Origin of the sequence: Streptomyces avidinii, assembly GCF_014650695.1 — a bacterium.
Classification (GTDB): domain Bacteria; phylum Actinomycetota; class Actinomycetes; order Streptomycetales; family Streptomycetaceae; genus Streptomyces; species Streptomyces avidinii.
Window position 1 is genome coordinate 126,975 of the sequence record NZ_BMVL01000009.1, and the last position, 26,750, is coordinate 153,724.

At 69.4% G+C, this 26,750-nt stretch carries 29 protein-coding genes and 2 pseudogenes; 14 read left to right on the forward strand and 17 right to left on the reverse strand.

Annotated elements, in window-relative coordinates; genetic code table 11:
* The 4 genes from IE257_RS23725 to IE257_RS39505 all read left to right on the forward strand — a co-directional run bounded on the left by IE257_RS23725 (position 1) and on the right by IE257_RS39505 (position 1,845).
* Positions 1–429, forward strand: a complete 429-nt coding sequence (locus IE257_RS23725; RefSeq protein WP_189971798.1) for a helix-turn-helix transcriptional regulator — start codon at positions 1–3, stop codon at positions 427–429.
* 5 nt (positions 430–434) lie between these two features.
* Positions 435–1,064, forward strand: coding sequence for a VOC family protein (locus IE257_RS23730; RefSeq protein WP_189971800.1), 630 nt, complete (start codon positions 435–437; stop codon positions 1,062–1,064).
* Between the two features lie 54 nt (positions 1,065–1,118).
* Entirely contained in the window at positions 1,119–1,487 is a 369-nt protein-coding gene (locus IE257_RS23735; protein WP_372453147.1) for an iron chaperone, read from the forward strand.
* A 121-nt stretch (positions 1,488–1,608) separates the two neighbouring features.
* Positions 1,609–1,845: an LmrA/YxaF family transcription factor gene (locus IE257_RS39505; protein ID WP_372453152.1), complete on the forward strand. Its 237-nt coding sequence runs from the start codon at positions 1,609–1,611 to the stop codon at positions 1,843–1,845.
* On the opposite strand, the gene IE257_RS23740 is transcribed toward IE257_RS39505, so the two are convergent.
* From IE257_RS23740 to sigJ, 3 genes are all read right to left on the reverse strand, one after another.
* Positions 1,791–2,678 (reverse strand): CAP domain-containing protein, encoded by an 888-nt coding sequence (locus tag IE257_RS23740; protein ID WP_189971802.1) that lies wholly within the window; start codon positions 2,676–2,678, stop codon positions 1,791–1,793. The genes IE257_RS39505 and IE257_RS23740 overlap by 55 nt on opposite strands.
* An 87-nt stretch (positions 2,679–2,765) precedes the next feature.
* Positions 2,766–3,980 (reverse strand): NAD(P)/FAD-dependent oxidoreductase, encoded by a 1,215-nt coding sequence (locus IE257_RS23745; RefSeq protein WP_189971804.1) that lies wholly within the window; start codon positions 3,978–3,980, stop codon positions 2,766–2,768.
* A gap of 114 nt (positions 3,981–4,094) precedes the next feature.
* On the reverse strand, positions 4,095–5,039 hold the full coding sequence (gene sigJ / locus IE257_RS23750) for an RNA polymerase sigma factor SigJ (protein ID WP_189971806.1): 945 nt from the start codon (positions 5,037–5,039) through the stop codon (positions 4,095–4,097).
* A gap of 193 nt (positions 5,040–5,232) precedes the next feature.
* Between sigJ and IE257_RS23755 the strand changes: the two genes are divergently transcribed.
* The gene (locus IE257_RS23755) at positions 5,233–6,501 is read left to right on the forward strand and encodes an ATP-binding protein (protein ID WP_189971808.1); all 1,269 of its coding nucleotides are present in this window, start codon (positions 5,233–5,235) and stop codon (positions 6,499–6,501) included.
* Between the two features lie 147 nt (positions 6,502–6,648).
* On the opposite strand, the gene IE257_RS38545 is transcribed toward IE257_RS23755, so the two are convergent.
* The 7 genes and pseudogenes from IE257_RS38545 to IE257_RS23795 all read right to left on the reverse strand — a co-directional run bounded on the left by IE257_RS38545 (position 6,649) and on the right by IE257_RS23795 (position 11,043).
* Positions 6,649–7,419, reverse strand: a complete 771-nt coding sequence (locus IE257_RS38545) for an anthrone oxygenase family protein (RefSeq protein ID WP_229920624.1) — start codon at positions 7,417–7,419, stop codon at positions 6,649–6,651.
* 64 nt (positions 7,420–7,483) lie between these two features.
* Positions 7,484–7,921 (reverse strand): annotated as a pseudogene (locus tag IE257_RS23770) (sigma-70 family RNA polymerase sigma factor family protein); the annotation flags it as partial.
* Positions 7,922–8,122: 201 nt separating this feature from the next.
* Positions 8,123–9,322 carry a S8 family peptidase gene (locus IE257_RS23775; protein WP_189971810.1) on the reverse strand — a complete coding sequence of 400 codons (1,200 nt, stop codon included), beginning with the start codon at positions 9,320–9,322 and terminating at the stop codon, positions 8,123–8,125.
* A gap of 260 nt (positions 9,323–9,582) precedes the next feature.
* Positions 9,583–9,855, reverse strand: a complete 273-nt coding sequence (locus tag IE257_RS23780; RefSeq protein WP_189971812.1) for a hypothetical protein — start codon at positions 9,853–9,855, stop codon at positions 9,583–9,585.
* 55 nt (positions 9,856–9,910) lie between these two features.
* Complete coding sequence (locus tag IE257_RS23785) at positions 9,911–10,177, reverse strand: hypothetical protein (RefSeq protein WP_189971814.1); 267 nt, start codon at positions 10,175–10,177, stop codon at positions 9,911–9,913.
* Between the two features lie 96 nt (positions 10,178–10,273).
* A complete protein-coding gene (locus IE257_RS23790) occupies positions 10,274–10,462 on the reverse strand; it encodes a hypothetical protein (RefSeq protein ID WP_189971816.1) in 189 nt (62 codons plus the stop codon).
* Between the two features lie 5 nt (positions 10,463–10,467).
* Positions 10,468–11,043, reverse strand: a complete 576-nt coding sequence (locus tag IE257_RS23795; RefSeq protein WP_189971818.1) for a DUF5994 family protein — start codon at positions 11,041–11,043, stop codon at positions 10,468–10,470.
* Between the two features lie 290 nt (positions 11,044–11,333).
* Here IE257_RS23795 and IE257_RS23800 point away from each other — a divergent pair, with 290 nt between their 5' ends.
* From IE257_RS23800 to IE257_RS23810, 3 genes and pseudogenes are all read left to right on the forward strand, one after another.
* Positions 11,334–11,843, forward strand: a complete 510-nt coding sequence (locus IE257_RS23800) for a DUF5994 family protein (protein WP_189971820.1) — start codon at positions 11,334–11,336, stop codon at positions 11,841–11,843.
* Positions 11,844–12,061: 218 nt separating this feature from the next.
* Positions 12,062–12,964, forward strand: coding sequence for a helix-turn-helix domain-containing protein (locus tag IE257_RS23805; RefSeq protein WP_189971822.1), 903 nt, complete (start codon positions 12,062–12,064; stop codon positions 12,962–12,964).
* Positions 12,965–13,334: 370 nt separating this feature from the next.
* Positions 13,335–14,544, forward strand: a pseudogene (locus tag IE257_RS23810) (PP2C family protein-serine/threonine phosphatase).
* Between the two features lie 118 nt (positions 14,545–14,662).
* Here the strand turns inward: IE257_RS23810 and IE257_RS23815 are convergent.
* Positions 14,663–15,001: a MerR family transcriptional regulator gene (locus tag IE257_RS23815; RefSeq protein WP_189971824.1), complete on the reverse strand. Its 339-nt coding sequence runs from the start codon at positions 14,999–15,001 to the stop codon at positions 14,663–14,665.
* A 1,166-nt stretch (positions 15,002–16,167) separates the two neighbouring features.
* Here IE257_RS23815 and IE257_RS23820 point away from each other — a divergent pair.
* Positions 16,168–16,383, forward strand: coding sequence for a hypothetical protein (locus IE257_RS23820; protein WP_189971826.1), 216 nt, complete (start codon positions 16,168–16,170; stop codon positions 16,381–16,383).
* A gap of 274 nt (positions 16,384–16,657) precedes the next feature.
* Here the strand turns inward: IE257_RS23820 and IE257_RS23825 are convergent, their stop codons facing one another.
* Together IE257_RS23825 and IE257_RS23830 are read right to left on the reverse strand one after the other, a co-directional pair.
* Entirely contained in the window at positions 16,658–16,861 is a 204-nt protein-coding gene (locus IE257_RS23825; protein ID WP_048475199.1) for a cold-shock protein, read from the reverse strand.
* A gap of 251 nt (positions 16,862–17,112) precedes the next feature.
* Entirely contained in the window at positions 17,113–17,451 is a 339-nt protein-coding gene (locus IE257_RS23830; protein WP_189971828.1) for a helix-turn-helix domain-containing protein, read from the reverse strand.
* A gap of 1,050 nt (positions 17,452–18,501) precedes the next feature.
* Between IE257_RS23830 and IE257_RS23835 the strand changes: the two genes are divergently transcribed.
* Positions 18,502–18,894, forward strand: coding sequence for an ATP-binding protein (locus tag IE257_RS23835; RefSeq protein WP_189971830.1), 393 nt, complete (start codon positions 18,502–18,504; stop codon positions 18,892–18,894).
* Between the two features lie 48 nt (positions 18,895–18,942).
* Complete coding sequence (locus tag IE257_RS23840) at positions 18,943–19,302, forward strand: hypothetical protein (RefSeq protein WP_189971832.1); 360 nt, start codon at positions 18,943–18,945, stop codon at positions 19,300–19,302.
* Positions 19,303–19,406: 104 nt separating this feature from the next.
* Here IE257_RS23840 and IE257_RS23845 read toward each other — a convergent pair whose 3' ends face one another.
* The 4 genes from IE257_RS23845 to IE257_RS23860 form a co-directional block, all read right to left on the reverse strand.
* Positions 19,407–19,718: an SCO5918 family protein gene (locus tag IE257_RS23845; RefSeq protein ID WP_189971834.1), complete on the reverse strand. Its 312-nt coding sequence runs from the start codon at positions 19,716–19,718 to the stop codon at positions 19,407–19,409.
* 49 nt (positions 19,719–19,767) lie between these two features.
* The gene (locus IE257_RS23850; RefSeq protein ID WP_189971835.1) at positions 19,768–20,172 is read right to left on the reverse strand and encodes a CBS domain-containing protein; all 405 of its coding nucleotides are present in this window, start codon (positions 20,170–20,172) and stop codon (positions 19,768–19,770) included.
* A gap of 46 nt (positions 20,173–20,218) precedes the next feature.
* Positions 20,219–21,733, reverse strand: coding sequence for a DEAD/DEAH box helicase (locus tag IE257_RS23855; RefSeq protein WP_189971837.1), 1,515 nt, complete (start codon positions 21,731–21,733; stop codon positions 20,219–20,221).
* A 307-nt stretch (positions 21,734–22,040) separates the two neighbouring features.
* A complete protein-coding gene (locus tag IE257_RS23860; protein ID WP_030647895.1) occupies positions 22,041–22,244 on the reverse strand; it encodes a cold-shock protein in 204 nt (67 codons plus the stop codon).
* Between the two features lie 939 nt (positions 22,245–23,183).
* Here IE257_RS23860 and IE257_RS23865 point away from each other — a divergent pair.
* The 3 genes from IE257_RS23865 to IE257_RS23875 all read left to right on the forward strand — a co-directional run bounded on the left by IE257_RS23865 (position 23,184) and on the right by IE257_RS23875 (position 26,552).
* On the forward strand, positions 23,184–23,924 hold the full coding sequence (locus IE257_RS23865; RefSeq protein WP_189971839.1) for a helix-turn-helix domain-containing protein: 741 nt from the start codon (positions 23,184–23,186) through the stop codon (positions 23,922–23,924).
* A 2-nt stretch (positions 23,925–23,926) separates the two neighbouring features.
* Positions 23,927–24,700 carry a hypothetical protein gene (locus tag IE257_RS23870; RefSeq protein ID WP_189971840.1) on the forward strand — a complete coding sequence of 258 codons (774 nt, stop codon included), beginning with the start codon at positions 23,927–23,929 and terminating at the stop codon, positions 24,698–24,700.
* A gap of 142 nt (positions 24,701–24,842) precedes the next feature.
* Positions 24,843–26,552, forward strand: coding sequence for a hypothetical protein (locus IE257_RS23875; RefSeq protein ID WP_189971842.1), 1,710 nt, complete (start codon positions 24,843–24,845; stop codon positions 26,550–26,552).
* Positions 26,553–26,750 lie beyond the last annotated feature (198 nt).

Sequence of the window (26,750 nt, forward strand, 5' to 3'; positions counted from 1 at the left end):
ATGTGTCATCCCGCATGGAGACAGGCACTGATCGAGGCGGCGCACCTGTCGGACCTGGCGCGGCTGCGCCGCGTCAGGGACCGGCTCGACCGCGAGTACGCGCGTCCGCTGGACGTCGAGGACCTCGCGCGCGCCGCGGGCATGGCGGCCGGGCACCTCGGCCGCCGGTTCCGGCTGGCCTACGGCGCATCCCCGTACGCCTACCTGACGGCGCGTCGTATCGAGCGGGCGAAGGCCCTGCTGCGGGCCGGCGATCTCGGGCCCGCCGAGGTCGGCCGGGCCGTCGGCTGCGCGACGCCGGGCATCTTCGGCGCCCGCTTCACCGAGCTGGTCGGCATGGCGCCGGGCGCCTACGCGCGTACCGCGCAGCGGCCGGCGCAACCGGTCAGGATTCGAGAAGCATCCGCCCCGCAGCCGCATCTAGCGTGATGTTCATGACCTCCATCGAAACCCTCACCCTCCAGGTGGCCGACACCGCGGCCGCCCACGACTTCTACGCCGCCTTCGTTCCGGGCACGCAGGTCCGCCTGCAGGCCTCGGAAGCACCGACGACCGGCTTCCGCGGGTTCGGGCTCGCCCTCACCGTCCCCCGCCCGGCCGACGTCGACGCCCTGGTCGGCGCCGCCCTCGCCGCCGGGGCCACCGCCCTCAAGCCCGCCTCGAAGTCGTTCTGGGGCTACGGCGGGGTCGTCCGGGCGCCGGACGGGACGATCTGGAAGGTCGCGACCTCCGCCAAGCGGGACTCCGGCCCCGCGACCGGCCGGATCGACGACTTCGTGCTCCTGCTGGGCACCGCCGACGTGGCCGAGAGCAAGCGGTTCTACGTCGACCACGGCCTCACCGTGGCCAGGAGCTTCGGCAGCAAGTACGTCGAGTTCGCCACCCCGTCGAGTCCCTTCAAGGTGGCGCTGTACGGGCGCCGAGCCCTGGCCAAGGACCTCGGCGTCCCGATCGACGGCACCGGCTCCCACCGGCTCGTGATCGGAGGAGACGGCGGCCCCTTCACCGACCCGGACGGGTTCGTGTGGGAGGCCGCAGTCGGGGCCCACACCCCCACCGCCTGACTCCCCGCCCGGCACCACCACCCGAGCAAGCGGAACGGGACGCGATCAAGGAGCGTGCCCGGGAGCGGCCGCGGTGCGCGCACAGTCAAGCCGGACCCGGAGGTCGAGGTCCTGGCGAAGATCGCCGAGATGGAGGATGCGGACCGGGCCCTCGCCGAACGGCTCCACGCCATCGTCAAGGCCGGTGCACCGGAGCTCTCCCCGAAGCTCTGGTACGGGATGCCCGCCTACGCCAAGGCCGGCAAGGTCGTCTGCTTCTTCCAGAGCGCGCAGAAGTTCAAGACCCGGTACGCCACGCTCGGCTTCAGCGACCCGGCCAACCTCGACGAGGGCACGATGTGGCCGACGTCCTACGCCCTCACGAAGCTGACCCCGGCCGACGAGGCGCTGATCGCCGAGCTCATCAGGAAAGCGGCGGGCTGAGCCCCCTCCGGGCGGGGCATCGGCCCGTCGTGCGCCGCGCCGATGCCCGGCCCGGCCACGCGGCCGGCCCGGTGCGGCCGGCCGGTGTTCAGGTGCTCTCCCCGCCCTCGCCGCCTTCTACCTGGCCGGCGGCCTTCCCGAGCCGGCCGCGCGTGACACCGCGAGTGCGGTGATCGCCCTGCTGGAGGGTGCGTTCATGCTCGGCCGCGCCTCGCGCAGCACCGATCCGGCCAATAGGGCCACGCCCGGGGGCCGACGACGTCCCGTCGACCCCCGGTCGCCGCAACTCGTGGAGGCCGGGGCTCACTTGCCGTCGGAGAAGTTGTGCACGCCCCACCAGCCCGAGGAGTCGTGGTAGAGGCCCACGCCGACCTCCGTGAAGTCCGGGTTGACCTGGGCCTTGTAGTGGCCGGGGCTGTGGCGCCACATCGACTGGAACTTCTCGGCGGCCTCCTGGGCGGTCATCGAGGCATCGCTGTACCAGACGATGTTCTCGCCGGTCCACGTGCGCGAGCCCGTCTTCAGGTACGCGCGGTCGTCCGACGACGAGTGCGAGAAGCCGCTGTTCTTCATGTGCTCGGCCCATGTGCGGGCGAAGTCGCTGAGATCCTGCTTGAGCGCGAGCGGACGCCGCCCGACGGCGGCGCGTTCGGCGTTCAGCAGGTGCAGGGACAGGGCCTGGGCCTCGCCGACGTCCTGCGTCGTGGTGCGGGCACCGGGCACCTTGGGGTCCGGTCCTGTCGGACCGCTGCCGGCCGGGCGGGTACTCGGCGCGGTGGGCCCGGCGGAGCGTTCCGCCGGCGCTCCCGCGGTGCTCCGGTCGCCGGTCTTCGCCGGCGAGGGGGATGCGGTGGAACCCGGGACCGGCGTCGTACCGGCCGCGGAGGCGCTCGTACTCGCCGTGGGAGAGGCCGTGGAGGTGGCCGGTACGAGGTCCGTGCCCGCCGGACTCGGCCGGCCGCCGAGCGCCGAGCGGGTGCCTACCGCCGCCGTGCGTTCGGAGGCCCCGTCGGAGCCGAGGGTGTAGGCCGCGGTCCCGACGCCGGCCAGCAGGACAACGGCTGCCGCCGCCAGCACCGGAGCCCTGCGAGGGCTCCCGCGGTGACCCGCGGCCCGGCGCGCGCCCCGGCCCCGGCCCCGACGCGGCCGGTCGGTCGCGAACTCGTCGTCGTGATGGCGTAGATCCCGCATCGCATCTCCTCGGAGGTGACGGCCCACCTGGCCTGACACAGAAGGAGACCCGCGAGGCGCGCGGCGATAACACCTTTCCCGCAGGATTCAGACCGCTGCCTCCGTCCGTGCCCGGCTGCCGGTCTCCTGCCCGACGACACGCCGGCGGCGGGACGGCATGCCCACGGTCGGGTTGGCGACGCCCCAGGCCGCGCCCTTGCAGATCAGTTCCTTGTAGCGGGCGGCCAGGCGGCCCGTCAGCGCGCGCTCGACTGCCCGGTCGTCGGCGGTGACGAACTGGATCAGGCCCTGCTTGCGGCCGAGGGAGATGCACTGCTGGGAGTAACGGATGCCGATGTGCGGGACCTTGGTGCCGGCGAGACGGGCGGCGATGGCGTCGGCGGCCTGCCAGGCCATGGGGACGCCCGAGGCGCAGGACATGCGCAGCGGCTTGCCGCCCGGGCCCATCGCCATCGCCGCGTCGCCCACGGCGTACACGTCCGGGTGGGAGACCGAGCGCATCGTGGTGTCGACCACGATCTGATCCTGGTCGGTGAGCTCCAGGGCGGTGGCCCGGGCGATCGGGTGGACGGCGAAGCCGGTGGTCCAGACCGTGACCTCGGCCGGGATGGTCCGGCCGTCGGCGGTCGTCACGCGGTCCGTCTCCACGGCGTCGACCTCGGTGTGTTCGTGGACCGTGATGCCGAGCCCGTCCACCACCTTCCGCAGGTGGGCGCGGCCCTTCTCCGAGAGCCACTCGCCGAGGGCGCCGTGGGCGGCCAGCGCGACGTCGAGGTCCGGACGGGCCTCGGCGATCTCGGTCGCGGCCTCCAGGCCGGTCAGGCCGCCGCCGACCACGAGCACGGGCCGGCCGGCGTCCAGGGCCGCCAGGCGGCCCTGGAGGCGGAGGGCGCCGGGCCGGCTGGAGATCTCGTCGGCGTGTTCGGCGGTGCCGGGGACGCCCCCGTCGTTCCAGCCGCTGCCGAGGGCGTAGACCAGGGTGTCGTACTCCAGTTCCTCGCGCTCGGGGCCGGTGATGGCGGCGACCGGGGCGGCGACCGTCACTACCTTGCGGTCCACGTCCACGGCGGTGACCTTCGCGAGCTTCAGTTCCACGCCCGTGCCCGCGAACATCTCGCCGAACGGCCGGGGCCTGAGGTCCTGGCCGGCCGCGATCTGGTGCAGCCGGACGCGCTCGACGAAGTCGGCCTCGGGGTTGACGAGGGTGATGGTGACGTCCTCGTGGTGCAGCCGCTTGGCGAGGCGACCGGCGGCGATGGCACCGGTGTAGCCGGCTCCGAGGACGACGATGCGGTGCTGCATGTCCGTGCTCCTGTCTGGACGGGGCCCCGCCGTTGTCCGGCGTGGTTTCGCCCCTTGAACCGGACAGCCCGACGTTTCCTGACAGGATCGGAATGTGACCTGTGCCACATCGCCTCAGAGGGTGTGGAGCGGCGCCTCCCCGTGGTCCGCGGCGGCCCACTGCTCGGTCGCGCGGACCAGCTTGTCGGGGTTGACCTGGCTGCGGATCGCGGCGATGCCCTCCGCGGTGGCCTCCAGGCAGATGATCCCGGCAACCCGGCCGTCCACGACCGCCACGATGGCGGGCCCGCCGTTGGCGCTCGCGGCATAGATCTCGGGCGTACCGCCCACATGGGCCCGCTTGGCCGCGCTGGGCTTGAACATGCCGCGCATGAAGGTCGCGACCGCGAGCGCGCCCTCGAACGCCTTCGCACGGGCCGGGACCTTTCCGCCGCCGTCGCCGACCGCGACGGCGTCCTGCGTGAGCAGGCGTACGAGGGGTTCGGTGCGGCCGCTGGTCGCCGCGGCCAGGAACTCCTCGATGATCTTCCGGGCGGCGGCCTCGTCGATCTCGGTGCGTGCCTTCCTGTCCGCGATGTGCTTCTTGGCGCGGTGGTAGACCTGCTGGCTGGCGGCCTCGGTGATCTCCAGGATCTCGGCGATCTCCCGGTGCGGGTAGTCGAAGGCCTCGCGCAGTACGTACACCGCCCGCTCGCCCGGCGACAGGCGTTCCAGCAGGACGAGGACGGCGTACGACACCGACTCGCGCTGCTCGGCGGTGTCGGCCGGACCGAGCATCGGGTCCCCGGTGAGCAGCGGCTCGGGCAGCCACCTCCCCACGTACGTCTCGCGCCGGGCGCGTGCCGAAGTGAGCATGTTGAGACACCAGTTGGTGAGGACCTTGGTCAGCCAGGCCTCGGGCACCTCGATCCGCCCGACGTCGGCCGCCTGCCAGCGCAGGAACGTCTCCTGCACGGCGTCCTCGGCCTCGCTCGCCGAGCCGAGCAGCCGGTAGGCAATGGCCTCCAGCCGCGGCCTGGCGGTCTCGAACCGGTCCACGTCACTCATGATCAGGGCCATGCTCGCGATCCTAGGCCGTCTCTTTCGGATCCTGCCGGGCCCGGGTCGCAGCGGCAGGCGGGACACCACTCCCCGGTGACGACGAAGGCCCCAGGTCGTCGACCTGTCACGGCGGGGGTGCGCGGCCCCTGTCGCGCGCGTCCCGTGCACATCGGCCGATGATGGGAGTACGGCCGAACACGCGGAGATGATCATGACGGGTTGGCGCGTCAGGGACTACGCCCAGGACGATCTCGAAGCGGTGATCCGCGTCGATGCGGAGAGCGGCACGGCCGAGGAGTCACCCCTCTTTCCGCTCTCGGACGCCGTGGCGGCCCTCCAGGCTCTCCACCCGGCGGTGGTGGCCACGGCGGACGAGGTGGTGGTCGGCGCCGTGGTGAGCAGGGTGGAGGGGGACCGGGCGTGGATCCTGCGCATCAGCATGGCGCCCGCCTGGCGGCACCGGGGGCTGGGCAGCGACCTGATCACGGCCCTGGAGCACCGGCTGTTCGCCGGTGGAGTCCGAACGGTGCACGCCGTCCTGCCCGACGGCGAGACCGGTGCCACGGCCCTGCACAACTGCGGCTTCGGCGCCCGGCCGGGCATGGTCTTCTTCGAGAAGCGCGGGCGGGTGACCCCTCAGGCGGTCAGCATGCTCGCGTCGCTGGGAGCGGAGCTGCCGCCCGGGGGACTGTGGCAGAAGGTCGCGGGCATGCAGAGGGAGAAGGAGCTCATCGAGCGGCGCCTGGTCCTGCCCCTGGCCCATCCGGAAATGGCCGCCCAGCACGGAGTGGAGCCGCCTCGGGCCGTGATGCTCTTCGGTCCGCCCGGGACGGGGAAGAGCACCTTCGCGCACGCGATCGCCAGCCGTCTGGGATGGCCTCTCCTCGAACTGTTCCCTGCCCGGCTGGCCGCCGAGTACGGGCTGGCCAGCGGGCTGAACCGGCGTTTCGACGAGATCGCCCGGCTCGACCACGTCCTGGTCTTCATCGACGAGGTCGAGGAGATCGCGGGCACCCGCAGCGGTGCGGACGCGGCCGCCGTGGGCGTCGTCAACGAACTGCTCAAGGCGATCGTCCGGTTCCGGGGCCAGGACGGACGGCTGCTCGTCTGCGCCACGAATGACGTGACCACGCTCGATCCCGCGTTCCTGCGGCACGGCCGCTTCGACTACGTGCTGCCGATCGGCCCGCCCGACAATCGCGCGAGGACCGCGCTGTGGGAGAGCTACCTGGCCCGAGCGGGCGCGGAGGCCGACAGCGCGGTGCTGGCGTCCGCCAGTGAGGGCTTCACCCCCGCTGACATCGCCCATGTGGCGCGCACGGTCTCACAGGTCCAGTTCGAGCGCACCTTCGACACCGGAACCCGGGCCCGTCCCACCACCGACGACTACCTGCGCACGATCGGTGACACCAGGCCCACGGTCAGCGCCGCCATGGCCCAGGAGTTCGCCCGGCAGACCGAGACGTTCGCCCGCATCTAGGCCGTCGAACGCGGTGCTGCGCCGGTCGGAGGGCCCATGGCCCCAGAGCCGGCCAGGGCCTCAGAGCCGGCCAGGGCCTCAGAGCCGGCCAGGGCCTCAGAGCCGGCCAGGGCCTCAGAGCCGGCCAGGGCCTCAGAATCGCAGACCTCAGAAGCCCTCGCCGTGCAGGTCCTCCTCGCGCAGCAGGTCGTCCTCGCGGCGGCGCGAGGTCTTCTCCTGACCGCCCTTCTGTCCCTTCTCGCGGGACGACCTGCCGGGCCGGGGCTGTGCGGGGTCTCCGGGGCGGTGGTGCTCCTGCGCCTCGCGACCCGTGCCCGGCTCCTGCCCCTTTTCCTGCCTACCGTCCATGACGGCGACTCCTCTTGATGCGTGGGGTACGGACTCCTCTCCGATCACGCTGACACGCACGGCGACGGTCTGCATCCTGGACTGCGAAGCGAGCTGCTCGGATGATGCCCGGGCCGGCGGTCGCCTCAGGACGAGGACGATCAGCAGGACGAAGGCGGTGAGGGCGGTGAGCGTGCGCAGGTTGTTGAAGAGTTCCCAGCGCCGCAGGATCTCCGCGTGGTCGGCCGGGGCCGCGGTGAGTGCCCATTGCTTGATCCGGCCGTTGATCGGCACATTGCAGAGCCGGGTGATCAGGAAGGACGCGAGGGTCAGCAGCCCCGCCGTACCCGCGATCAGCCGGGCACGTCCGCGCGTCAGCGTGGCGAGGGTGAGTGAGCTCAGCGTCGACACGGCCATCGCGGCCTGCATCGTGATGCCGTTCATCTTCATCAGCTCGGCGTGGAACGACAGGCGCATGTCGAGCGGTACCGCGTTGAAGGTGGGGACGAGGTTGGCGGCGCCGTACCCGAACGCCCCGGCGAGGAGGCCGGTGGCGAGCAGGGCGAGTGCTTGGAGGATTCGTATGCGCATGTGTGTCGTGTGCTCCGGTACATGGGTGCTTGCGGGGGCCGGGGCCGGGGCAGGCCGATGGCTCTCAGTCGTGTCCGTTCTCGGTCCACGGGCGGAGTTTCTCCGGCTTGCGGACCGCCCAGATGCGGGTGATGCGGCCGCCGTCGAGGCTGAACGCCGCCACGGTCACGGTGACGCCGGAGAGCTGGGCGACCAGGCCGGGCCGGCCGTTGACCGTCCGTTCCAGGAGGGCCAGTCCAGGGGCCTTGTCGGCGATGTGGATCAGGTACTGGGCGATGTGCTCGCCGCCTTCGACCGGGCGCAGCACGGTGCCGACGCCGCCGTCGGCGGTCATCGTGGCGTCGGGGTCGAGGAGATCGACGAGTGCCTTGATGTCCTTGGCCTGCCACGCCTCCTTGAAGTCCCGTACCAGGCCTGCCTGTCCGGCCGTCGCAGCCGACGGGGCCCGAGAGGCGTGAATACGTCGGCGGGCCGAGGATGCCAGTTGCCGGCAGGCCGCGGGCTCGACCTCGGTCCTGTCGGGCCCCGGCTCGGATGGGGTGCTCATGGTCGCGACCGCTCCCTGGTTCGTTTCGTCCGCTTCGCCTCTCGGCACTTCGACGAAACACCGCGCCGGATTGTGAGCTCGACCCCTGCCCCTGGAAAGGCCCAGGTCGATGACCTGGGCCTTGGGCGGGGATATCCGGGCAGGAAGGGGCGGGGGCTACAGCCCGTTGGTGAAGAGGAGCTCGTTGGGGGAGCTCTTGCTGACCTTGGACAGCACGTCCTTGGTGGACGAGTCGCCCAGGTACTCGGCGATCTCGGCCGGGTCCGCCTTGGGGTGTTCCTGCTTGTAGAGGGCGACGACCCCGGCGACGTGCGGCGAGGCCATCGAGGTGCCGTTCAGGGAGACGGCCCCGCCGCCGAGCTTGGCCGAGGTGATGTCCTCACCGGGCGCGTAGAGCTCGACGCACGTACCCCAGTTGGAGAAGTCCGTCTCCTCGTCGTAGCGGTTGCTCGCCGCCACCGTGACCACCCGCTCGGCCGAGGCCGGGGACACCATGCATGCGTCCTTCGCGTCGTTGCCCGCCGCGAGGACCGGCAGGACACCCGCGTCGGAGAGGGCGGTCGCGGCGTCGTTGAGGGCCTGCGACAGGTCCCCGCCCAGCGAGCCGTTGAGGACCGCCGGCTGCGCGGCGTTCTTCGCCACCCAGTCGAAGCCCGCGATCATTCCCGAGTACGTGCCCTTCCCGTCGCAGCCCAGGACGCGGACGCTGACCAGGTTCGCCTTGCTCGCGACGCCGTACGTCCTGCCCGCCACCGTGCCCGCGACGTGCGTGCCGTGGCCGTTGCAGTCCTGGCCCTGGCGTCCGTCGCCGATCGCGTCGAAGCCGAAGGTGGCCCGGCCGCCGAACTCGGCGTGCTGGTAGTCGATGCCGGTGTCGAGGATGTAGGCGGTCACCCCGGCGCCGTTGCCCTGGGGGGTGAAGGTGTTGTCGAGCGGCAGCTGCTGCTGGTCGATCCGGTCCAGGCCCCAGGAGCTCGACGGCGCGCGGGTACCGGTCGCCGGGGACTGCCTCGGCACGGACTGGACCTTCGCGTCCTCCTCCACCGCCTTCACGCCGAGGCTGTTGCGGACGATCGTCAGCTGGAGGCTGGTGAGGGGGGCGGCGAAGCCGTTGAGGGCCTTGTTGTAGAGGAACGTCGGCTTCAGACCGAGCTTCTGGGCGGCCTTGGCCGGGTCGACGAGCTTGTCGAGGGTCACGATGTACTGGCCGGGTACCGGGTTGGCCGCGCGGACCAGGGGTGCCGGGGTGGGCTCCGGGGCTGCGGGAGCGGACTGCGAGGCGGCCGCCAGCGGAGCGCCCAGGGCCAGGGCGGCGGTGATGGCGGCCGCGAGAGCGAGCCGGGTGGGTGCGGTCATACCGGTGAGGGCATCATGCAGAAACGATCATGTCCTACGAAGCCGCCCGGCGGTTCGGCCGCTTTCTGGGCCGTACCCGAATGCGCTCCGCCGACCAGGGGCCCTGCCCGCCCCGCTCCCGTCGCGTGTGTTCACGCGGACCGGGCCATGACATGCGTCCATTCGAGAGGTCTGGACAACGACGAAGGCCCAGGTCTGTGACCTGGGCCTTCGTTGACCGGGTACCCCACGTGCCGGGCCCTTCACCTGTGCAAGGGCATTCAGCCCTGCTCCTCCTCCTCGGCCTCCATGTTCCGGATTCCCTGGTGGGTGAGGGTGACCATCGCGGGGGTGTTGCCGGGTTCCCAGTCGACGGTGATCAGGCCTTCGCCGGCCAGGTAGGTGCAGGCGGCGGCGAGGTCCTGTTCCGGTACGTGGAGGTCGCGCCGCAGCTGTGCTCCGGTGATGCCGAGGAGGCGGTTGCCTTCGACGGCTTCGTACAGGACCCGGAGCACCTGGTCGCGGTAGGTCCTGCGTTCGCGCAGTGTGGCCATGACCGCGTCCTTTCGTAGGTGGGGTGGGGCGCGCTCCGGGGTCGGTCGGGGCTTCTCAGATCTCGTCGGAGTGTGCGCCGGTGCCGACGGGGGTCCTACTGGCGGCCAGCCACGAGCGGGCGGGGCCGGCGGGTGCCGCCGTGTCCACGGTGAGGTGGAGGCGGGTGTTGCCGTCGAGGGCGGGGTAGCTGCGCTGTTCCGCGCCTGCGAAACAGCCGCGGAGCGCCTCCGCGACCGCGCGGGCGGCTTCCGGAGTGTGCGCGATGATCCGGACCTCGGCGTGCCCGAGCGACGGCAGTGTCTGGGTCTCGATGTACTTCACGTAGGCGTGTTCCCTTTCGGAGTGGGCGGGAAGACGGCGGTGGGGGCGCCGTGGCGCCCCGCCCGCTGCCCCCGGTCGGAGGAAGGCCTCTGTTCCTCACCGGTCGGCACCTGTGTGGTGGGCTCGACGACCGGTGTCGTCCGGCAGACCCGGAGGTCTCGGCAGGGGGTCACTGAAGCGGTAGGCCTCGATCCGGGCGTCGTGCTGGGCGTTGAGCAGGTGGATCAGCCGTACTCCGATGCCGGTCACGAGGATGATCACCGCGATGAGGACGATGGTCTCCACGGGGCTCACCTCCAGCCGATTCCGGGCAGCGACAGGGTGCTCCGGTCCATCGGGCTCCCGAAGGGGGACATGCAGGCCCCGCCTTCGCTCTCCCAGCCGGCTTCCTGGCGCTGGGCGTCGCGGATGCCGCGTCCGATGGCGGCTTCGTTGGTCATCAGGACGCCTGCGGTGAGGACGCTGCCCGGTATTGCGGCGGCGGCCATCAGGCGGGCCGCGGCGGCGGGCTCGGTCTCCGGCGGGATGACGAGGAGGTCCCAGCGCCCCACGGTGTAGGAGAGCAGGATCAGCTTGTCGGGGTCCTGTTCGGTGAACCAGCCCACGTGCAGCACGCGCCCGTCCACGGGCACGGTGTGCGGTACGACGGGCCAGCGGGTGGGGTTCACGCAGACGCGGGTGACGCGGCCCCAGGGTTCCTCCAGGGCGGCCGCGAGCGGCGGGAGCTCCGCTTCGAGATCGCGGGAGTGGGGCCACCAGGCCCCGTCCAGCCGGCCGGCGAGTGTGGTTCTCGGGGTGAGGGACAAGCGTGCCGGGAGCTCTGCGGCGAGGTCGCGGGGCGCGGTCCGGTCAAGGGTGGTGGTCATGATGCGGACCTGCCCCCGGACTGCCCGTCGGCAGTCCGAATTTTAGGCGATCGCCAGAAGTGACACCTGCGTGAAAGCCGGTGCGCGAAGTACTTCCGGTGCTTTCACTGTACGCCTGTTCGATGGGTTGTGGCCGGTTTGACCAGGCATTTTCCGGCGGAGGCGCTGTGGAGAGCGCTGGCGCGGGCGGCGGGAGTACCGTGAAACGACGGCGGGCTCGCGTACGTCGCAGGTCGGCACCTGTGCGACCTGTGTCGAGGCACGGCGCCCCCGTAGACGGGCGGACCCACATGACTGACTCCGACACCCCCCGCACACCCCCGCTGCTCCTGCCGGATGCGATCCACCGGGCGGTCAAACCGGGCACGGCGCTACTGCGGTTGGAGACCACGAGGTCCCGGGAGGGGCTCCTGGACGGTGCGTGGTGGCCGCGCACACGCGATATCGAGACCGAGCTGCCCGCGCTGATCAGCGCGTTGACCGAGTACCTCGGGCCCATCACCCGGGTCGGCGTGGACGCATCCGCCTGGAACGTCCTCCCCACCCGCCTGGTCATCGACGACCGGATCGTGCACCTGGACTCCGACCCCGTCGGCGACGACACCGTCCTCATCACCCGCGGCCACAACGACCACTTCGCCCTGCTGGTGGTCCCCCCGGACACCACCGCCGACGCCGCCCGCGAAGCGATGGCCCGCGCCGTCCGCGCCGACAACATCACCCGGGCCGCTCAGATCCTCATCGCCACCACACCCGATGCAACAGACGCGAGCCCTGGACCGGCAGCGACATCCGGCTGAAGACGCGCTGAATACCGCGCACCGGCCGGGCGATGCCCGTCATTTATTCATTGCAACCGGAAAATATGGTCAGCCGGCTGAGATGCAAAACGAAGTTCGGGTCGCGCTGTGCCCGGCGCGAATTGCGGTGCCTGACGTGGAGCAAAGGCGGATCCAGCTGCGCTGGCCGTGGCAGTCTTCTCGCCAGCGCAAGGTTCTTGGAGCGGAGGTATGCCCTCGTGGGTGTCACTGTCAATCCCACCGTCAGCAGGCGCCGACTGGGGTCGGAGCTACGTCGGCTCCGGGAGATCAGCGGCATGACGACGCAGCAGGTGGCGGCATGCCTGTTGATCTCCCAGCCCAAGATCAGTCTGCTGGAGAACGGCCGCCGCATCATCAAGCCCCGTGATGTGCGAGATCTCTGCGGGCTGTACGGAGTCCAGGATCAGCGGCGCGTTGACGATTTGATGCAGATGGCCAGGGAATCGGGTCGGCAGGGCTGGTGGAACGCCTACGACGACATCCCGTACGGCGCCTACATCGGCCTGGAGGCCGAGGCGGCCGCGGTCCGGTGCTACGAGCCCCTGGTGATCCCCGGCCTGCTGCAGACCTCCGCCTACGCACGGGCGGTCATCGCAGGAACGATCCCTCCCGCCACTGCCGAACAGGCCGCCACACGCCTCGAAATACGGATGCGGCGCCAGGACCGGCTGCGCACCCCGGGCAACCCGCTGCGCCTATGGGTCGTGCTGGACGCATCGGCGCTGTGGCGCGTCGTGGGCAGCCGCGAGGTCATGCGCGAACAGCTGGAGCATCTGACCCACCTCAGCGCCCAGCCACACATCACCGTGCAGGTTCTCCCCCACGATGCGGGTGCGCACCCGGGTGTCTCGGGACAGTTCACGCTGCTCGAGTTCGCCGAGGCCACCGATGGCAGCGTGGTGTATCTGGAGAGGTTCACCAGCGACCTCTATCTGGAGAAACGATCCGACGTTCGACGTTACGGCGACATGTATGCGCACTTGCAGGCCCAGGCTCTGAGCCCGGACGGTACCCGGAGTTTCATCGAGGAAGTCATCAAGGTGTACGCCGGCCCGGAATCGTCGCCGGATGCCCGCGCGCTGACCCTGCCGAGGCCGTGAGCGCCGTGCGAGCCGGCAGGGGAGCCGTGCCTGCTGTTCGGGTGATCCAGTCGGGCAGCACAGCCTTCACGGGCGCAGGCAGGCCCCCGGTCCGCGGGTCCTCGGGCAAGGTGGGCACCGGTCGGTCCGGTGGGTTCCTCGGACGGGTGCCGGGCGTGGCCGCGGGCCCGGGAACGGTCCACGTGCAGGCGCCTTGGCGCGGCTGCGTTGACGACCGTCAAGGCCTCGGGCGGTCCGGCGAGAGTCGGGCAGCAGCCCTCGTGTCGAGTGCGACTACTGCCTTCCGGCAAGGGGCGAGGCCATGCCACCCACTGAGGATGGGGATCCGGGCGCCCAGCAGTGGTGTGCCGGCCGAGAGCAGGAGGGGGAAGTGGACCTTGCCGGCGCGCTCGCGGCAGCGGAAACCACTTCCCCGGTCGAGTCCCTGGACGTTGTCGCGCGGCTGCTCCGGGACCGCCTGCAGGCTGCCTCGGTCTCGTTCCTGATCGTCGACTTCACCGGATCTTCGGTGGTACGGCTGGGAGCGGCCGACGACGTCAGGTCCGACGAGCCGCCTCGGCGCATCTCTCTGCCCGGCACCCTCTACGGGGACGTGGTGCGCACACAGCGGCCGGCCGTGCAGCGGGAGGGCACCGGAGCGGTCAGGGTCGTGGCGCCCGTGACCAACCGCGGCGACGCGATCGGACTGCTGGAGCTCTTCCTTCCTGATCACCCCGATGAGGACGCGATGGGGCAGATCGGTGTGACCGCCCATGCCTTGGCCTACATCGTCATCGCGAACCGGTCCTTCACCGATGTCTACCAGTGGGGCCGCCGTACGCGGCCCCTGAACCTGGCGGCCGAGATCCAGCACCGGCTCCTTCCCACCTCGCTGGCATGTGAGGCGGCCCAGTTCACGGTCGCCGGAGCGCTGGAACCGGCGACGCACGTCGGAGGTGACACCTTCGACTACGTCGTCGACCGCGACACCATGCAGCTCTCCGTCACCGATGCCATGGGCCACGACGTGGAAGCCGCGCTCCTCGCCACCCTCGCGGTGGGCGCCCTCCGTAGGGCCAGACGTGCCGGCGCCGAGCTCGAAGTGCAGGCCTTGGAGGCCAACCGGGCCGTCGTCGACCACGGCAGGCGGGGCTTCGTCACCGGGCAGCTGCTGCACGTCAGCCTGCGCGACGGGGACTGCTCGGTTCGTCAACGCGGGGCATCCCTGGCCGCTGCGCCTGAGACACGGAAGGGTCGAGGAGATCGTTCCCGAAGTGGATCTACCCTTCGGGGTCCGTCCCCGTGCCGCCTACCGGGTGCAGCGGCTGGACCTGCAATCGGGTGACCGGCTGGTGATGCTCACCGACGGCATGCTGGAGCGCCGTGCTGTCGAGGTGGATCTGCCCTCTCTGATCGTGGACACATGCGATCTCCACCCCCGCGAGGCCTCCCGGGCCTTGGTCGCAGCGGTGCTGCACGCTCACAGCGGCCGCCTCCAGGACGACGCCACGGTCATGTGTCTGGACTGGCACGGCACCCATCAGGACGCGCGCAACGCAGACGCCGGGGCGGACCTCGCAGAAGCATCAGCGCCTGAATAGCACTCCGCCCACGACCCGGCGCGCAGCCACGACCCGACGATGACGACCGAGGCGGGCCGGTTCCGCGAACGCAGCCCTCTGGGTGCGCGGCCCGCCCATGCCGACGGGCACCCTCACCTCAGGCCGAGGCCGGCGGCGCGCCTGATTCGGCGGCGCGGCGGTATTCGGCGTTGATGCGCTGTGCTTCCTCGAGCTGGTCCTCGAGGATGATGATCCGGCAGGCGGCCTCGATCGGGGTGCCCTGGTCGACGAGCTCCCGCGCGCGAGCCGCGATGCGCAGCTGGTAGCGGGAGTAGCGCCGGTGGCCGCCCTCGGAGCGGAGTGGGGTGATGAGGCGGGCTTCGCCGATGGCGCGGAGGAAGCCCTGGGTGGTGCCGAGCATGGCAGCGGCCCGGCCCATGGTGTAGGCGGGGTAGTCGTCGTCGTCGAGACGGCCGAACGAGTCGTCTGCTGTCATTGAACCTCTCTCATGGAACGCATGGAGGGGCCCTGGTGCCGTACGGCACCAGGGCCCCGAAGGAACTACTACACCATCTGTCGGCCCTGATACTGCGCCGACCCTGTGTTTCCGCCGACCCGGTCGACACGCTGCCGGGAATGCGGGGATCGCGGTTGCTTGACCGGAGACCACCTCACTATCGATGTCCTGCGGTACCCGGGCTCAGACTTCCGCCCGGGCGATCCTGATGGCGCTCGGCTCCTCCGTTCTTCCCTCGGTGATCAACTGATTACTGCTTGCACTGCTGATACTGCTGGTGGCCTGACCCAGCGCCACTCTCCGGCAGCCAGCCCCGTCGCCCATCCTGCGTCTGCTCTGGCTTAGAACCCCACTGCCGAACGTCCCGGTGCGCGCGTCCGCAGCCGACGCCTTCACCGAGGTGCTGCTCACTGTCTTCACTGCTGGGTACTGCACTTACGGGTACTGCCACTGCGTCAACTGCGGTACTTCTGACGGCGGCCCCTGATCACTGCGGGCCCCCCGGTCCGGTCGTCAGTTCCGTCGCCGTCCTGCAACAACCCTGGCTTCGGAACTCCACCACCGCACCGTCCTGCGCACTGCAACTGCGGGTATTGCTGCCCGGCAGTTCGTCTCTGCCAGGCCTTGCTGTCTCTCTGGGCTACGAGAGAAACCATAGCCAGGCCACCGCCCAATGTCTACTCCAGCCGTCATAGATTTTTGCATGGCGGACGAGGAGGTAATCGAACTCGAACGCACGGCCGATGCCGGGGCTGCAGATGCGCAGCACAAGGAGCGGCTGGGGGCGGCAGTGCTGCCCCGGGCGGAGGGCAAGGTCGTGATGGGCCCTTTACGCCGGCTTCCGGCCCTACGGCCGGTCGCCGCCGTATGCGGACTGCCGGAACGGCAGGTGCCAGGGCCGCAGGGGCCCCCGGCCTGGGGGCGCTCGGGGCAATCCCCGGGACGGCTGTCCACCCCGCACCGGTGTCCTTGAGGATGGAAGAATCGTTTTGACGAACGTGACGGATGATCATTGGGCGAACTCCAGCCGCGCCGCACAGACCGGCGGCGGCAGCCGCAGAAAGCACCTGGCGCCAGCTCCACAGAGCGGGGGAGCCCCGCCCTGTGGAAGGCACAGCCGAGTCGGTTCATCCGGAGGCACTCACGTGATCCACGCTTCTCTGGTGTGCCGGGGCTGCTCCGGCACCCTCTACGCCGTCTCCACCATCTGCGCCCCGGCCGCACGCTTGCCCACCTGGGAAGTCGACCACGACCACACCCCGACCTCATGTCCCCTGCACCCTCTCCTGCCGCTGCAAGGGGTGGCCGCTCACGTCTACGAGCTCCCCGAGGCCACCCGCGTCCTGTCCGAGCCGGCCTGACACGATCCCGGCTCGTCACCACCGCGCTCCGGCACGCCGGCACGGTCACCTCCCTGAGCTCCGCGCGAACCGCCTCGACATCCAGGTCATCGTCGAAACCCACGTCGCCCCGGCCTGGACGCAGATCAGGGCCGCGCAGCAGCAGCTGCGCGGCCCTGATTCGGTACGCCTCGGATCCTGCCTGACATCGCAGGGGTCCGCTGTTCGGGTCGAGCAGTACGAGCTGCAGGGGGCAGCCTTACGTGCCGGTCTCGGTGCCCGCGGGTGGTGAAGGTCAGGCCGGGGTGATGTTCTCGGCCTGGGGGCCCTTCTGGCCCTGGGTGACGTCGAAGGTCACGGTCTGGCCCTCCTGGAGCTCACGGAAGCCCGAGGAGTTGATGGCGGAGTAGTGGGCGAAGACGTCCGGGCCGCCGCCGTCCTGGGCGATGAAGCCGAAGCCCTTCTCCGCGTTGAACCACTTCACAGTTCCCGTAGCCATGTCTGACGCCTTCCAGTCGATGAACGCCTCCCGCTCCATGCGGGAGGCGGAGGTGATCGCCCTGGCTCCTGCGGCACAGCACAGCAAAACGCCCACGCCGAACGCGTGGGCAAAGGGGAACTTCCGAACCACGACAGCTGACGCAGACGCTACACGCCCACGACGGGCTGTCACCAGGGGGCGCGAGCACGCGTCACGGCCCCGACGTGCACGGGCAGGCGTGCCCGCCGAGACCGGCGGGCACGCCTGCCTCAGGCCACAGTCAGTGGACTGATCTCGACCGCTGCGCGGCGGTACTCGGTGTTGACGCGCTGCGCTTCCTCGAGCTGGTCTTCGAGGATGACGATCCGGCAGGCGGCCTCGATGGGGGTGCCGTGGTCGACGAGTTCGCGGGCGCGGGCGGCGATGCGCAGCTGGTGGCGGGAGTAACGGCGGTGGCCGCCCTCGGAGCGGAGTGGGGTGATGAGGCGGGCTTCGCCGATGGCGCGGAGGAAGCCCTGGGTGGTGCCGAGCATGGCGGCGGCCCGGCCCATGGTGTAGGCGGGGTAGTCGTCGTCGTCGAGACGGCCGAACGAGTCGTCTGCTGTCATCGCACCTCACTGCGAAACAGGTAGAGGAAAAGGGGTCGGAATACGAGGAGGGGCCCTGGTGCGTACAGCACCAGGGCCCCGAAGGAACTGCTACACCATCTGCCGGCCCTAGTCCTGCGCCGGCCTACTGTTTCCGCCGACCCGGCCGACACGCTGCCGGGAGTGCGGGGATCGCGGTTGCTTGACCGGAGACCACCTCACTATCGATGTCCTGCGGTACCCGGGCTCAGACTTCCGCCCGGGCGATCCTGATGGCGCCTCAACTCCTCCGTTCTTCCCTCGGTGATCAACTGCTTACCAGCGGGAGAGACTGCAACTGCGGGTTACTGCTTGCACTGCTGATACTGCGGTACTGCATACTGCTGGTGGCCTGACCCAGCGCCACTCTCCGGCAGCCAGCCCCGTCGCCCATCCTGCGTCTGCTCTGGCTTAGAACCCCACTGCCGAACCTCCCGGTGCGCGCGCCCGCAGCCGACGCCTTCACCGAGGTGCTGCTCACTCACTTCACTGCTGGGTACTGCGAACTGCACTTACTTCGGGTACTGCCACTGCGTTAACTGCGGTACTGCTCTCGGCGGCCCCTGATCACTGCGGGCCCCCCGGTCCGGTCGTCAGTCCCGTCGCCGTCCTGCAACAACCCTGGCTTCGGAACTCCACCACCGCACCGTCCTGCGCACTGCAACTACGGGTACTGCTGCCCGGCAGTTCGTCTCTGCCGGGCCTTGCTGTCTCTCTGAGCTACGAGAGAAACCATAACCAGGCCACCGCCCAATGTCTACTCCAGCCGTCATAGATTTTCGTGCTCGCCGAGGAGAGCTAGAGCTTCACGGCCGTCCCAGGATGCGCAGAGCGGACTGCACAGCAGGTCAGGGGCTCTGGAGGGCGCAGCCGAGCGCGTGGGGTCCCCGCGTCTCGTCGATCGGCGTCGGGCTTCGACTGCCTTCGATCCCTTCCTGAAGACCTGAGTCGGGTTGGCGGGCAGTGAGGTGGGGCACAGCGACCAGGTAGGCAGGGGCCGGACGTGGACGATCCAGAGACCAGGGTGATCTGATGAACACGATGGCCGAGAGCGTCGCAACCGTGCTTTCCACGGCGGATGTTGCAGAGGCACGCGATGCCGTGCGAGCCGTCCTCGACGGTCTCCATCAGCCGGCGATGGCCGCAGAAGCCGCGGACACCGTGGTCTTGGTCGTGTCCGAGCTCGTCACGAACGCCGTGCGCCACGGCGGGGGCACCTGCACCTTGGAACTGACGGCCCATGAGGAGAGCATCGAGGTGGCCGTCCACGACTCCAGCCCGCACGCGCCGCGTATGCGCACCCCTGACCTGCACGGCGGTACCGGTGGATTCGGCTGGCCCATGGTCAACCGCCTCGCCCGAGCGACCGCGGTCACCCGTCGGGCCTCCGGCGGGAAGACGGTCAGCGCTCTTCTCGACCGGTAGTGCTACCGGTCGAAAGGACGGGACGACCGGTGCATAAAATCGGCTCCCATGTCGAAGCCTGACGAGCTGCTCGTTGACGTTGCCATCCTGGTGGAGTCCGGGCAGAGCAATCAGATGTCCCTGACCGTTGTCACCGGTGGCGCTGTCATCACCGGTCGGCTGGCACCCGAAGCCGTGTGGCGGCAGCGGGTGTCGGAGGTCCTGACGGACTCCGCCCGCCTGGGCGAGTTCGCCGCCATCTTCACCACCACGACACCCCAAGAGGGGCCGCCTACCCATCTGCACTTCCATGTGGCCCGCATCCTCCAGGGCACGGTGGGGATCCCGGAGACGGGCGGGATGTACCGCGTCTCGATCGCGGACGTCAGCGCCTGGACCATGGGCGACTTCAGCTACTCCGACCACTGACCCGACATTCGCGTAACCCCCGGTACGCGGGAGGGCCCGACCGGCGCGCTTGCCGGTCGGGCCCTCTTCACTGTTCGGGTGTCGGCTTGCGCCGGTGCTGTCCGTCAGACGGTCACCGGGATGCCGAGCATCGCGGAAGCCTGCTGGAGCGGGCTGAGGACATGCGTGGGCACGGCGGCCCGGGGAAGGCCGCGGCAGGTGAAACCGAGCTGGGTCATGGCCCGGAGGACTTCACCGGCACTGAAGTCACGCCGGTCCTGGCGGGTGATGACCTGACCGACCTGCTTGACGGGGTAGGTACGGCGCCCGATGATCACGGACTCGCCGACGACCTGCTCGGGCTTGATGCCCTTCATCGACTCCAGGACACCGCTCTTGGTCAGGTCGAACGGGAAACGGGCGATGACACAGCGCATGTTGCCTCACAGGAAGTAGAAGGGGACGGTCGTTCCGCGGTGAGGCGGTTCAGCGGGCAAGGGCGAGGACGCCCAGAGCGCTGCCCTGGTCATCGACGACCGGCAGGGCATCGAGCCTGCGGTAGCGCATCGCGTGCTCGGCTTCGGCCATCGTGGTCACGGGCGAGGTGACTGGCCCGAGGTCTCCCAGAAGGTCGCGGAGACGAACCTGGTCCGAGTACGCGGCGCTGACCCGGATGGCGGCGAGCCCGGCCTGGGTGACCAGCCCGGTGCACAGGCCGTCCTCGTCGCAGACGAGCAGATGACCCGCGCGGGAGCTGACCATGACAGCCAGGGCCACCTCGACCGTCATGTCGTCACAGACCTGAGGACCGGCCGCCTGCATCGCGTCGCCCACCGTCCGGTGTACAGGGTTGGCGTTCGCCGAGCGGGGCTGCATCTGGACCAGCGTCAAAACGTGCCTCCTGCAGAGATGGGTCAGTTTCCTGATCACGTGGTTCTCAGGCCGCCGCATCGAAGGCGGACTGCCGCACGCTGACGCGCCGGACCGTCGAAGCGGGTCGTCGCCTGCCACGGGAGGCCGTGCTGCGCTTGGCGCGTTCGACGACCGGTGCGGCGATGACGACGGGGATTCCGGAGGGGGCCTGGGCACCGGTGATCCGGTTCAGGGCCTCTTCGCCCGAGCGGACCTGGGTGGTCTGCGGGGTGATGCCCGCGGCCTGCATGAGGCGGGTCATGTCGCGGCGCTGGTTGGGGGTTACCAGGGTGACGACGCTGCCGGACTCGCCGGCGCGGGCGGTGCGGCCGCCCCGGTGCAGGTAGTCCTTGGGGTCGGTGGGCGGGTCGACGTTCACGACGAGGTCGAGGTTGTCGACGTGGATCCCGCGCGCCGCCACGTTCGTCGCGACCAGCACGGTCACGTGTCCGGTCTTGAACTGGGCGAGGGTGCGGGTGCGCTGCGGCTGCGACTTCCCGCCGTGCAGGGCGGCGGCCCGGACACCACTGTTCAGCAGGTCCTGGGTCAGCCGGTCGACGGCGTGCTTGGTATCGAGGAACATCATCACCCGGCCCTCGCGCGCCGCGATCTCGGTGGTTGTCCGGTGCTTGTCGGCGCCGTGGACGTGCAGCACGTGGTGCTCCATCGTCGTCACCGCACCGGCCGAGGGATCCACCGAGTGCACGACCGGGTCGGTCAGGTAGCGACGAACCAGCAGGTCGACATTGCGGTCCAGGGTCGCGGAGAACAGCATCCGCTGTCCCTCGGGACGCACCTGGTCCAGGAGAGCGGTGACCTGCGGCATGAAGCCCATGTCGGCCATCTGGTCGGCCTCGTCCAGGACGGTGATCGCGACTTGGTTCAGACGGCAGTCGCCCCGGTCGATGAGGTCCTTCAACCGGCCGGGCGTGGCCACGACGACCTCGGCGCCTCCGCGCAGCGCCCCGGCCTGCTTGCCGATCGACATGCCGCCGACGACGGTGGTCAGGCGCAGCTTCACGGCACGGGCGTACGGCGTGAGGGCGTCGGTCACCTGCTGGGCCAGCTCGCGGGTGGGGACGAGGACGAGGGCGAGCGGCTGGCGGGGCTCTGCGCGCTGTCCGGCGGTGCGGGCCAGCAGGGCGAGACCGAAGGCGAGCGTCTTGCCGGAGCCGGTGCGCCCGCGGCCGAGCACGTCACGGCCCGCAAGGGTGTTGGGCAGGGTGGCGCCCTGGATCGGGAAGGGCACGGTCACGCCCTGCGCGCCGAGAGCGGCCAACAGCTCGGCCGGCATGTCGAGATCGGCGAAGGCCTCGACGGCGGGCAACGCGGGAGTGATGGTCTTCGGCAGGGCGAACTCGCCCTGTACTGCGGCGGGCCGGCGGCCGTAGCCGCCCGAGCGGCTCGGACGTCCGGAACGGCTCGGGGTCGACGAACCGAACCGGCTGCCCCGCTCCGAACCGGCGGCAGCGCCGAAAGCGGGGCCGCCGGTGCGGCTGCGGGTGCGGGAGGAGCGGTCATTCGTACGAGTGCGGTTCATTCAGAACCTTCCTTGATGCGGCACGTATCAAGGAATTCCCGCAACGGAAACGAAGCGCAGGGGATCGCAAGAACGGGCCGAATGGAATGCGAAAGCGACTCTGGACTACAGGGATTCTGTACGGTCGCAGGCGCTGAGGGTGGCGTCATGTGGACGCGAAATGCAGCAAAATCGAGCGGGGTTGAAACTCCGAGGAGGTTTTACCCTGAGTGTTTCGTCCCGTGGGTGACACCGTTGCGGGAAATGCGTGCAGCTGGGGCCCGCACCCCGAGGGATGCGGGCCCCAGCTACGAAATGCGCGTCAGTGTCAGGCGGGAACGATGTTCTCGGCCGTCGGGCCCTTCTGGCCCTGCGCGATGTCGAAGGTGACCTTCTGGCCTTCCAGCAGCTCGCGGAAGCCCTGGGCGGCGATGTTCGAGAAGTGGGCGAAGACGTCGTCGCCGCCACCGTCCTGCTCGATGAAGCCGAATCCCTTTGCCGCGTTGAACCACTTCACGGTGCCAGATGCCATGTCATATCTCCTTGGGGCAGTACACCGGCGTCCGCACTGTACGGACACCGTGTCGCCGCGATGATGCCCCGCCGGAAAATGACCGGAAATATGAAGCGCTCGAATGTGGCGAAAGCCGACTGGGGCGCTTGAAGTTTTTGGGTACCAAAACTGCAACCGAGATCGACAGTAGCACGCCGCAACTGTTTGTGTGCGTGAAATATCTCCATCGTGTGCGGCGCGAAAAAACTCTCCCCGCGGGGTCCACTAAACTCTCTGACCGCGGGGACAGATATTGATTCCCCCCGGGTGCAGCGTTTCGGGAACAGGGGGGTCCGCCGGTTGCGACGTGCAGTCCATCGGTGCGTGAGCCGGTGGGGTGGGTCCGCGGCGCCCTGAACGGTGATCCCAGCGCCCATCTCACTGGCACGGCCGGGCCATGAGCCGCCCCATCGCCGTCGACCGCGTGGTGGCGGGGAAGGAGCACGAGGTAGTCCCGTCGCGGGTCTGCCCCCGGACTCTTCCGGCCAACCGCCTCTTTGGGAGAGCGAATTCACGAGGCAGTGGCAGCCGTACGACGCAGGTCAGGTCTGGACAACGACGAAGGCCCAGGTCTGTGACCTGGGCCTTCGTTCAAGAGCGGATGACGGGAATCGAACCCGCGCTATAAGCTTGGGAATCTATGTTGCCTGGGGTGTCCATATGGCATCTGACCTGCGCAAACAGCCTTCTGGGAGGGCTGCCTCGAGGGTCCGCCCGTACCCGTATTGACCGCTGTTCGCCGCTCGGAAGGGCACGGATGGGGCACGCGCCCGTTGGCCTGGGTCGTGCGGCACGTCCCTGCCTCGGCGGTTGCGCCTTGACTCCTGATCGCGGGAGGCTTGACGCAAGGGGGTCTGGGTGGGAGGCTGCTTGCGTGTTCTCTCATGGTTTCGTGAGGGGAGGCGCAAGGAGATGGTCATGGAACTGCTGTCGGTGAAAGAGGCTGCGGCTCTGCTCGGGGTGGATGATTCCCGCGTCCGTCAGTTGCTGCATGACGGAAAGCTGCAGGGGCAGCGTGTCGGTGGCCGTTGGCTGGTTGCCGGGGACAGCGTCCGGGATCGCAAAGACCGGGGCCGCCGTTCGCGGAGACCGCTGTCGGCCCGCAATGCATGGGGCGTTCTGGCGGTGCTGGACGGCCATCAGCCGGTGGGCCTGTCCGATGCAGAGAAGTCGCGGGTGAGGACGCGGTTGCGGAACCTCCTTGCCCACGGGCAACTGTCTCCAGCTCTGGTCCAGGAACTCCTTGCCGCCCGTGCCGAGGTTCGCTCGTACCGCGTTCATTCAGGCGTACTGCCAGTTCTGCTCGCCGCTCAGGATGTGGTGCGGGGAGGAGCGAGTGCTGCGGCACAGGCAGGGGCGGACTACATCTCCCTCGGCCCTGCGGAGATCTATGTACACCCCGACCGGGTCGAAAAGCTGGAAGCCGCGTTCGGCATGGTCCGTGATGAAGAGCGGGGCAATGTCTCGGTCCGAATCCCCCCGTCGGAGATGTGGCCGTTCTTGACCTCAAGGTCTGAAGCCCCAGGGCAGGGCCATGACGTCCCCGCCTCAGTGGTGGCGGCCGACTTGCTGGACCTCCATGAGAGCCGAGCCGACGCTGCCGCAGCCGGGTTGCTCGAGTCCCTGCTGACTCGCTACGCGCAGCCTCGGAAGGTGTGATCATGGCGGCTGATCTGCCCGATGTGCGACTGGAGTCGGACCTGTTCCCCGGCCCGCTGGTGGAGTTGTGGGGCGTGCTGTTCGACCTTTCGGAGCAGGTGCCGGATGCATGGTCGCTGATCGGTGGGCAGATGGTGCTCTTGCACGGCCTGGAGCACGGTCGGACTCCACCGGCGGCGAGCGCCGACCTGGATGTCCTGGCTGACGTGCAGTCGGACCAGCAGAGCTTGCGTCGTTTGGTCGCGGCGCTCGAACGGCTCGGATTCTCCCCCGCCGGCATGTCGCCGCAGGGCAACTTGTTGCACCGCTATCAGCGCGGTGTGGAGCCGCAGCGGTTGGTGGTGGATCTGCTGGCGCCCGACAACCTCGGCCCCCGTGCAGACCTCACAACGACGCCGCCCGGCCGCACGCTGGAGGTGCCGGGCGGCCGGCAGGCTGCGCAGAGAACCGAGGCTATGAGAGTGCGACTGGGGTCGAGGACGGGCCGGATCCGACGCCCCAGCCTGTTGGGGGCGATCGTGGCGAAGGCTGCAGCGGTGAGCATCAAGACCGCTTCACCGGAGCGCCACTACCGCGATCTGGCGTTCTTGCTCTCGTTGCCCGCCAATCCGCTGCAACTCAGAGATCAACTCGACAAGGGCGACCGTAAGAAGCTCGCGTTCGCGAAGGCCTTGAGCGATCCGCAGCATGCAGCTTGGCGCCAACTGGCCGACGAGGGCGCCCGGGCGGACGGCCGGGCCATGTACGGGTTCTTGTCTCCGCCTGCGACGACGTGAGAACGGCCGAAGGCCCGTGACCTCGTAGCCGGCTAGGTGGTGCACAAGCGCGCAATGGCCGCAACGTTGCCCGGTGAGTGCTCTGTCAGTGCCTGCTGTCACTCTTTTTCCTCAACTTCACAGGAGTAGAAGGAGGAAGACGATGGCAGGACTTTTGAATGCGTTAGTACAGGTGAGGCGCCCTGGGCGGGCCCACTTCCCGGCGGTGGTGCCACCGCAGAGAGATGAGCCCAGTGCCGCCGGGGCCGATGCCGGTCAGCCCGACGGCGGCCCGGCGGGTGAAGTGCTCTCTGCTGCCACTCAGCGCGTCTGGGTAATCGTTGAGGGTCCCGACGACCCGGATGAGACCCGGCGCGCGGTCGAGGCACTCGGATCCCAGCCGGGCTGGAAGGTACGGACCGCACAGTCGCACGACAGGCTGATGGTGACAGATGGGCGCGTTGTCCTGGTCATCGATGCCCTCGCGTACGGCCAGCGGAGGACGGCGGTTGGTGCTGTCCGGGAGCAGGCGGTCCGCCTGCTGAGGAAGCCTCCAGTCAACTTCCGGATCCGGGAGGCAAGACTCGCCCGGTACGAGGAGGAGCGGGGCACCACCCTGGTACGGGTGGTGCGGCGGACGCCGCCGGGAGCTGGGAGGTTCCGCTGCTGGCTTGGACGCCACATCGAGGCCCTCGGCGGAGCCGATACCGGCCATGTGCTGACTGTTCCGCTCGTCCCCGGGGAGGACGGTGAGCAGCTGAAGGCCAGGGTGAAGGAGCAGTGGGCGAGTCTCACCCAGGGATCTGCGGTGTTCGACGACGACATCCACGACCTTCGCCTTTCCATCGGGCCCAGGCCGAGACGGGAGACAGAGGGGTCATCGTCACCAAGTAATGTTCTGCGACGCTTTGGACCCGTGACGATGGCACTGCTCGCTGTAGCCTTCCCGCTGCTGTGTGCCTGGACGATTGCGTCGTTCTCCTCCCCGTGGCGGTTTCTGGCGCTACTGGCGCCTCTCACTTCTTTCGGGCCGGTTGGCCACTGGATCACGTCGAACGAGCCAAGGCCCCGGCTCATGCGCCTCGCGTGCGGTGCGCTCGTCGTGGGCGGCTCCACCTGGGTGGTGTACCAGTGGTTGGTGCACGGCCCAGCCGGGCTCGGAGCCCAGTTCTGGGGGTTTGCCCAGGGGCTACTGATGGTGGTGACCGCCTTCGGCTGCTGGCACGCCTTCTCCCGCTCGTGGCTGAGCCGCAATCTGCTGCTGCTTCTGCCCGTGCTCATCGCGCCGCTTCCGTTCGTGCTCCCTTGGATCGGTTCCTTCCTTCACACGGCCTATCTCGAAGATGTGTTGGGAATCCCCGAGCCGGCCGTGCACATCAGTTTCTACTGGCGCTCCTCTGTGGCACTCAAGCCGGTGGCGCTGACTCTTGTGATCACACTGATCTACGTGTCCCTCTACGGATGGGCCAAGTATTTCAACCTGCACATCTCACAAGGCGTGATGGTGAATGGGGTGTTTCCCCTGCTCGTTCTGCTCGCCGCCCTGGGAGTGGCGGAGCTGACCTTGAAGGAGGTCCAGGCTGCTGCGGAACGTACATACTCGGCGGCGGTCAAGGGCGAGCAGCCTCCGGGATACTTCGGTATCAACGGGCGGCTGGTTTGCGTGCGACCGGTTGACCCGGCCAAACCGATTTCCGTCCAGCCGGGCCCGCTCCCGACGAGCCGGCCGGTCCTGGTGTTCCCTCGGGAAGGCACCGACCTGTGGGTGTGGGATCCCTCCCCGGCGCGTGGTCGCTTCTCTTCCGAGCATGCCGTCCGCATGCGAGCCGAGGATGTCTCCCTCTATCCGGCGACCGGCACCTCCTGTCCGTGACTTTGGCCCCCTCGACGCAGCACCCGCCCGGTGGTGGCCTTGAGCTCCGCGAGGGGGAATCGCGAAGGGCGAGGGCCCGGACCACATCCGCCCGGTGGTCTGCTCGCGGTGAGCTGGTGCCCGTCGGCCTGTGCGGGCCTCAACCCAAGATCCACAAAAGCCTCATGTATGCAGCTGACTTCGATCTTCGATCCGCGA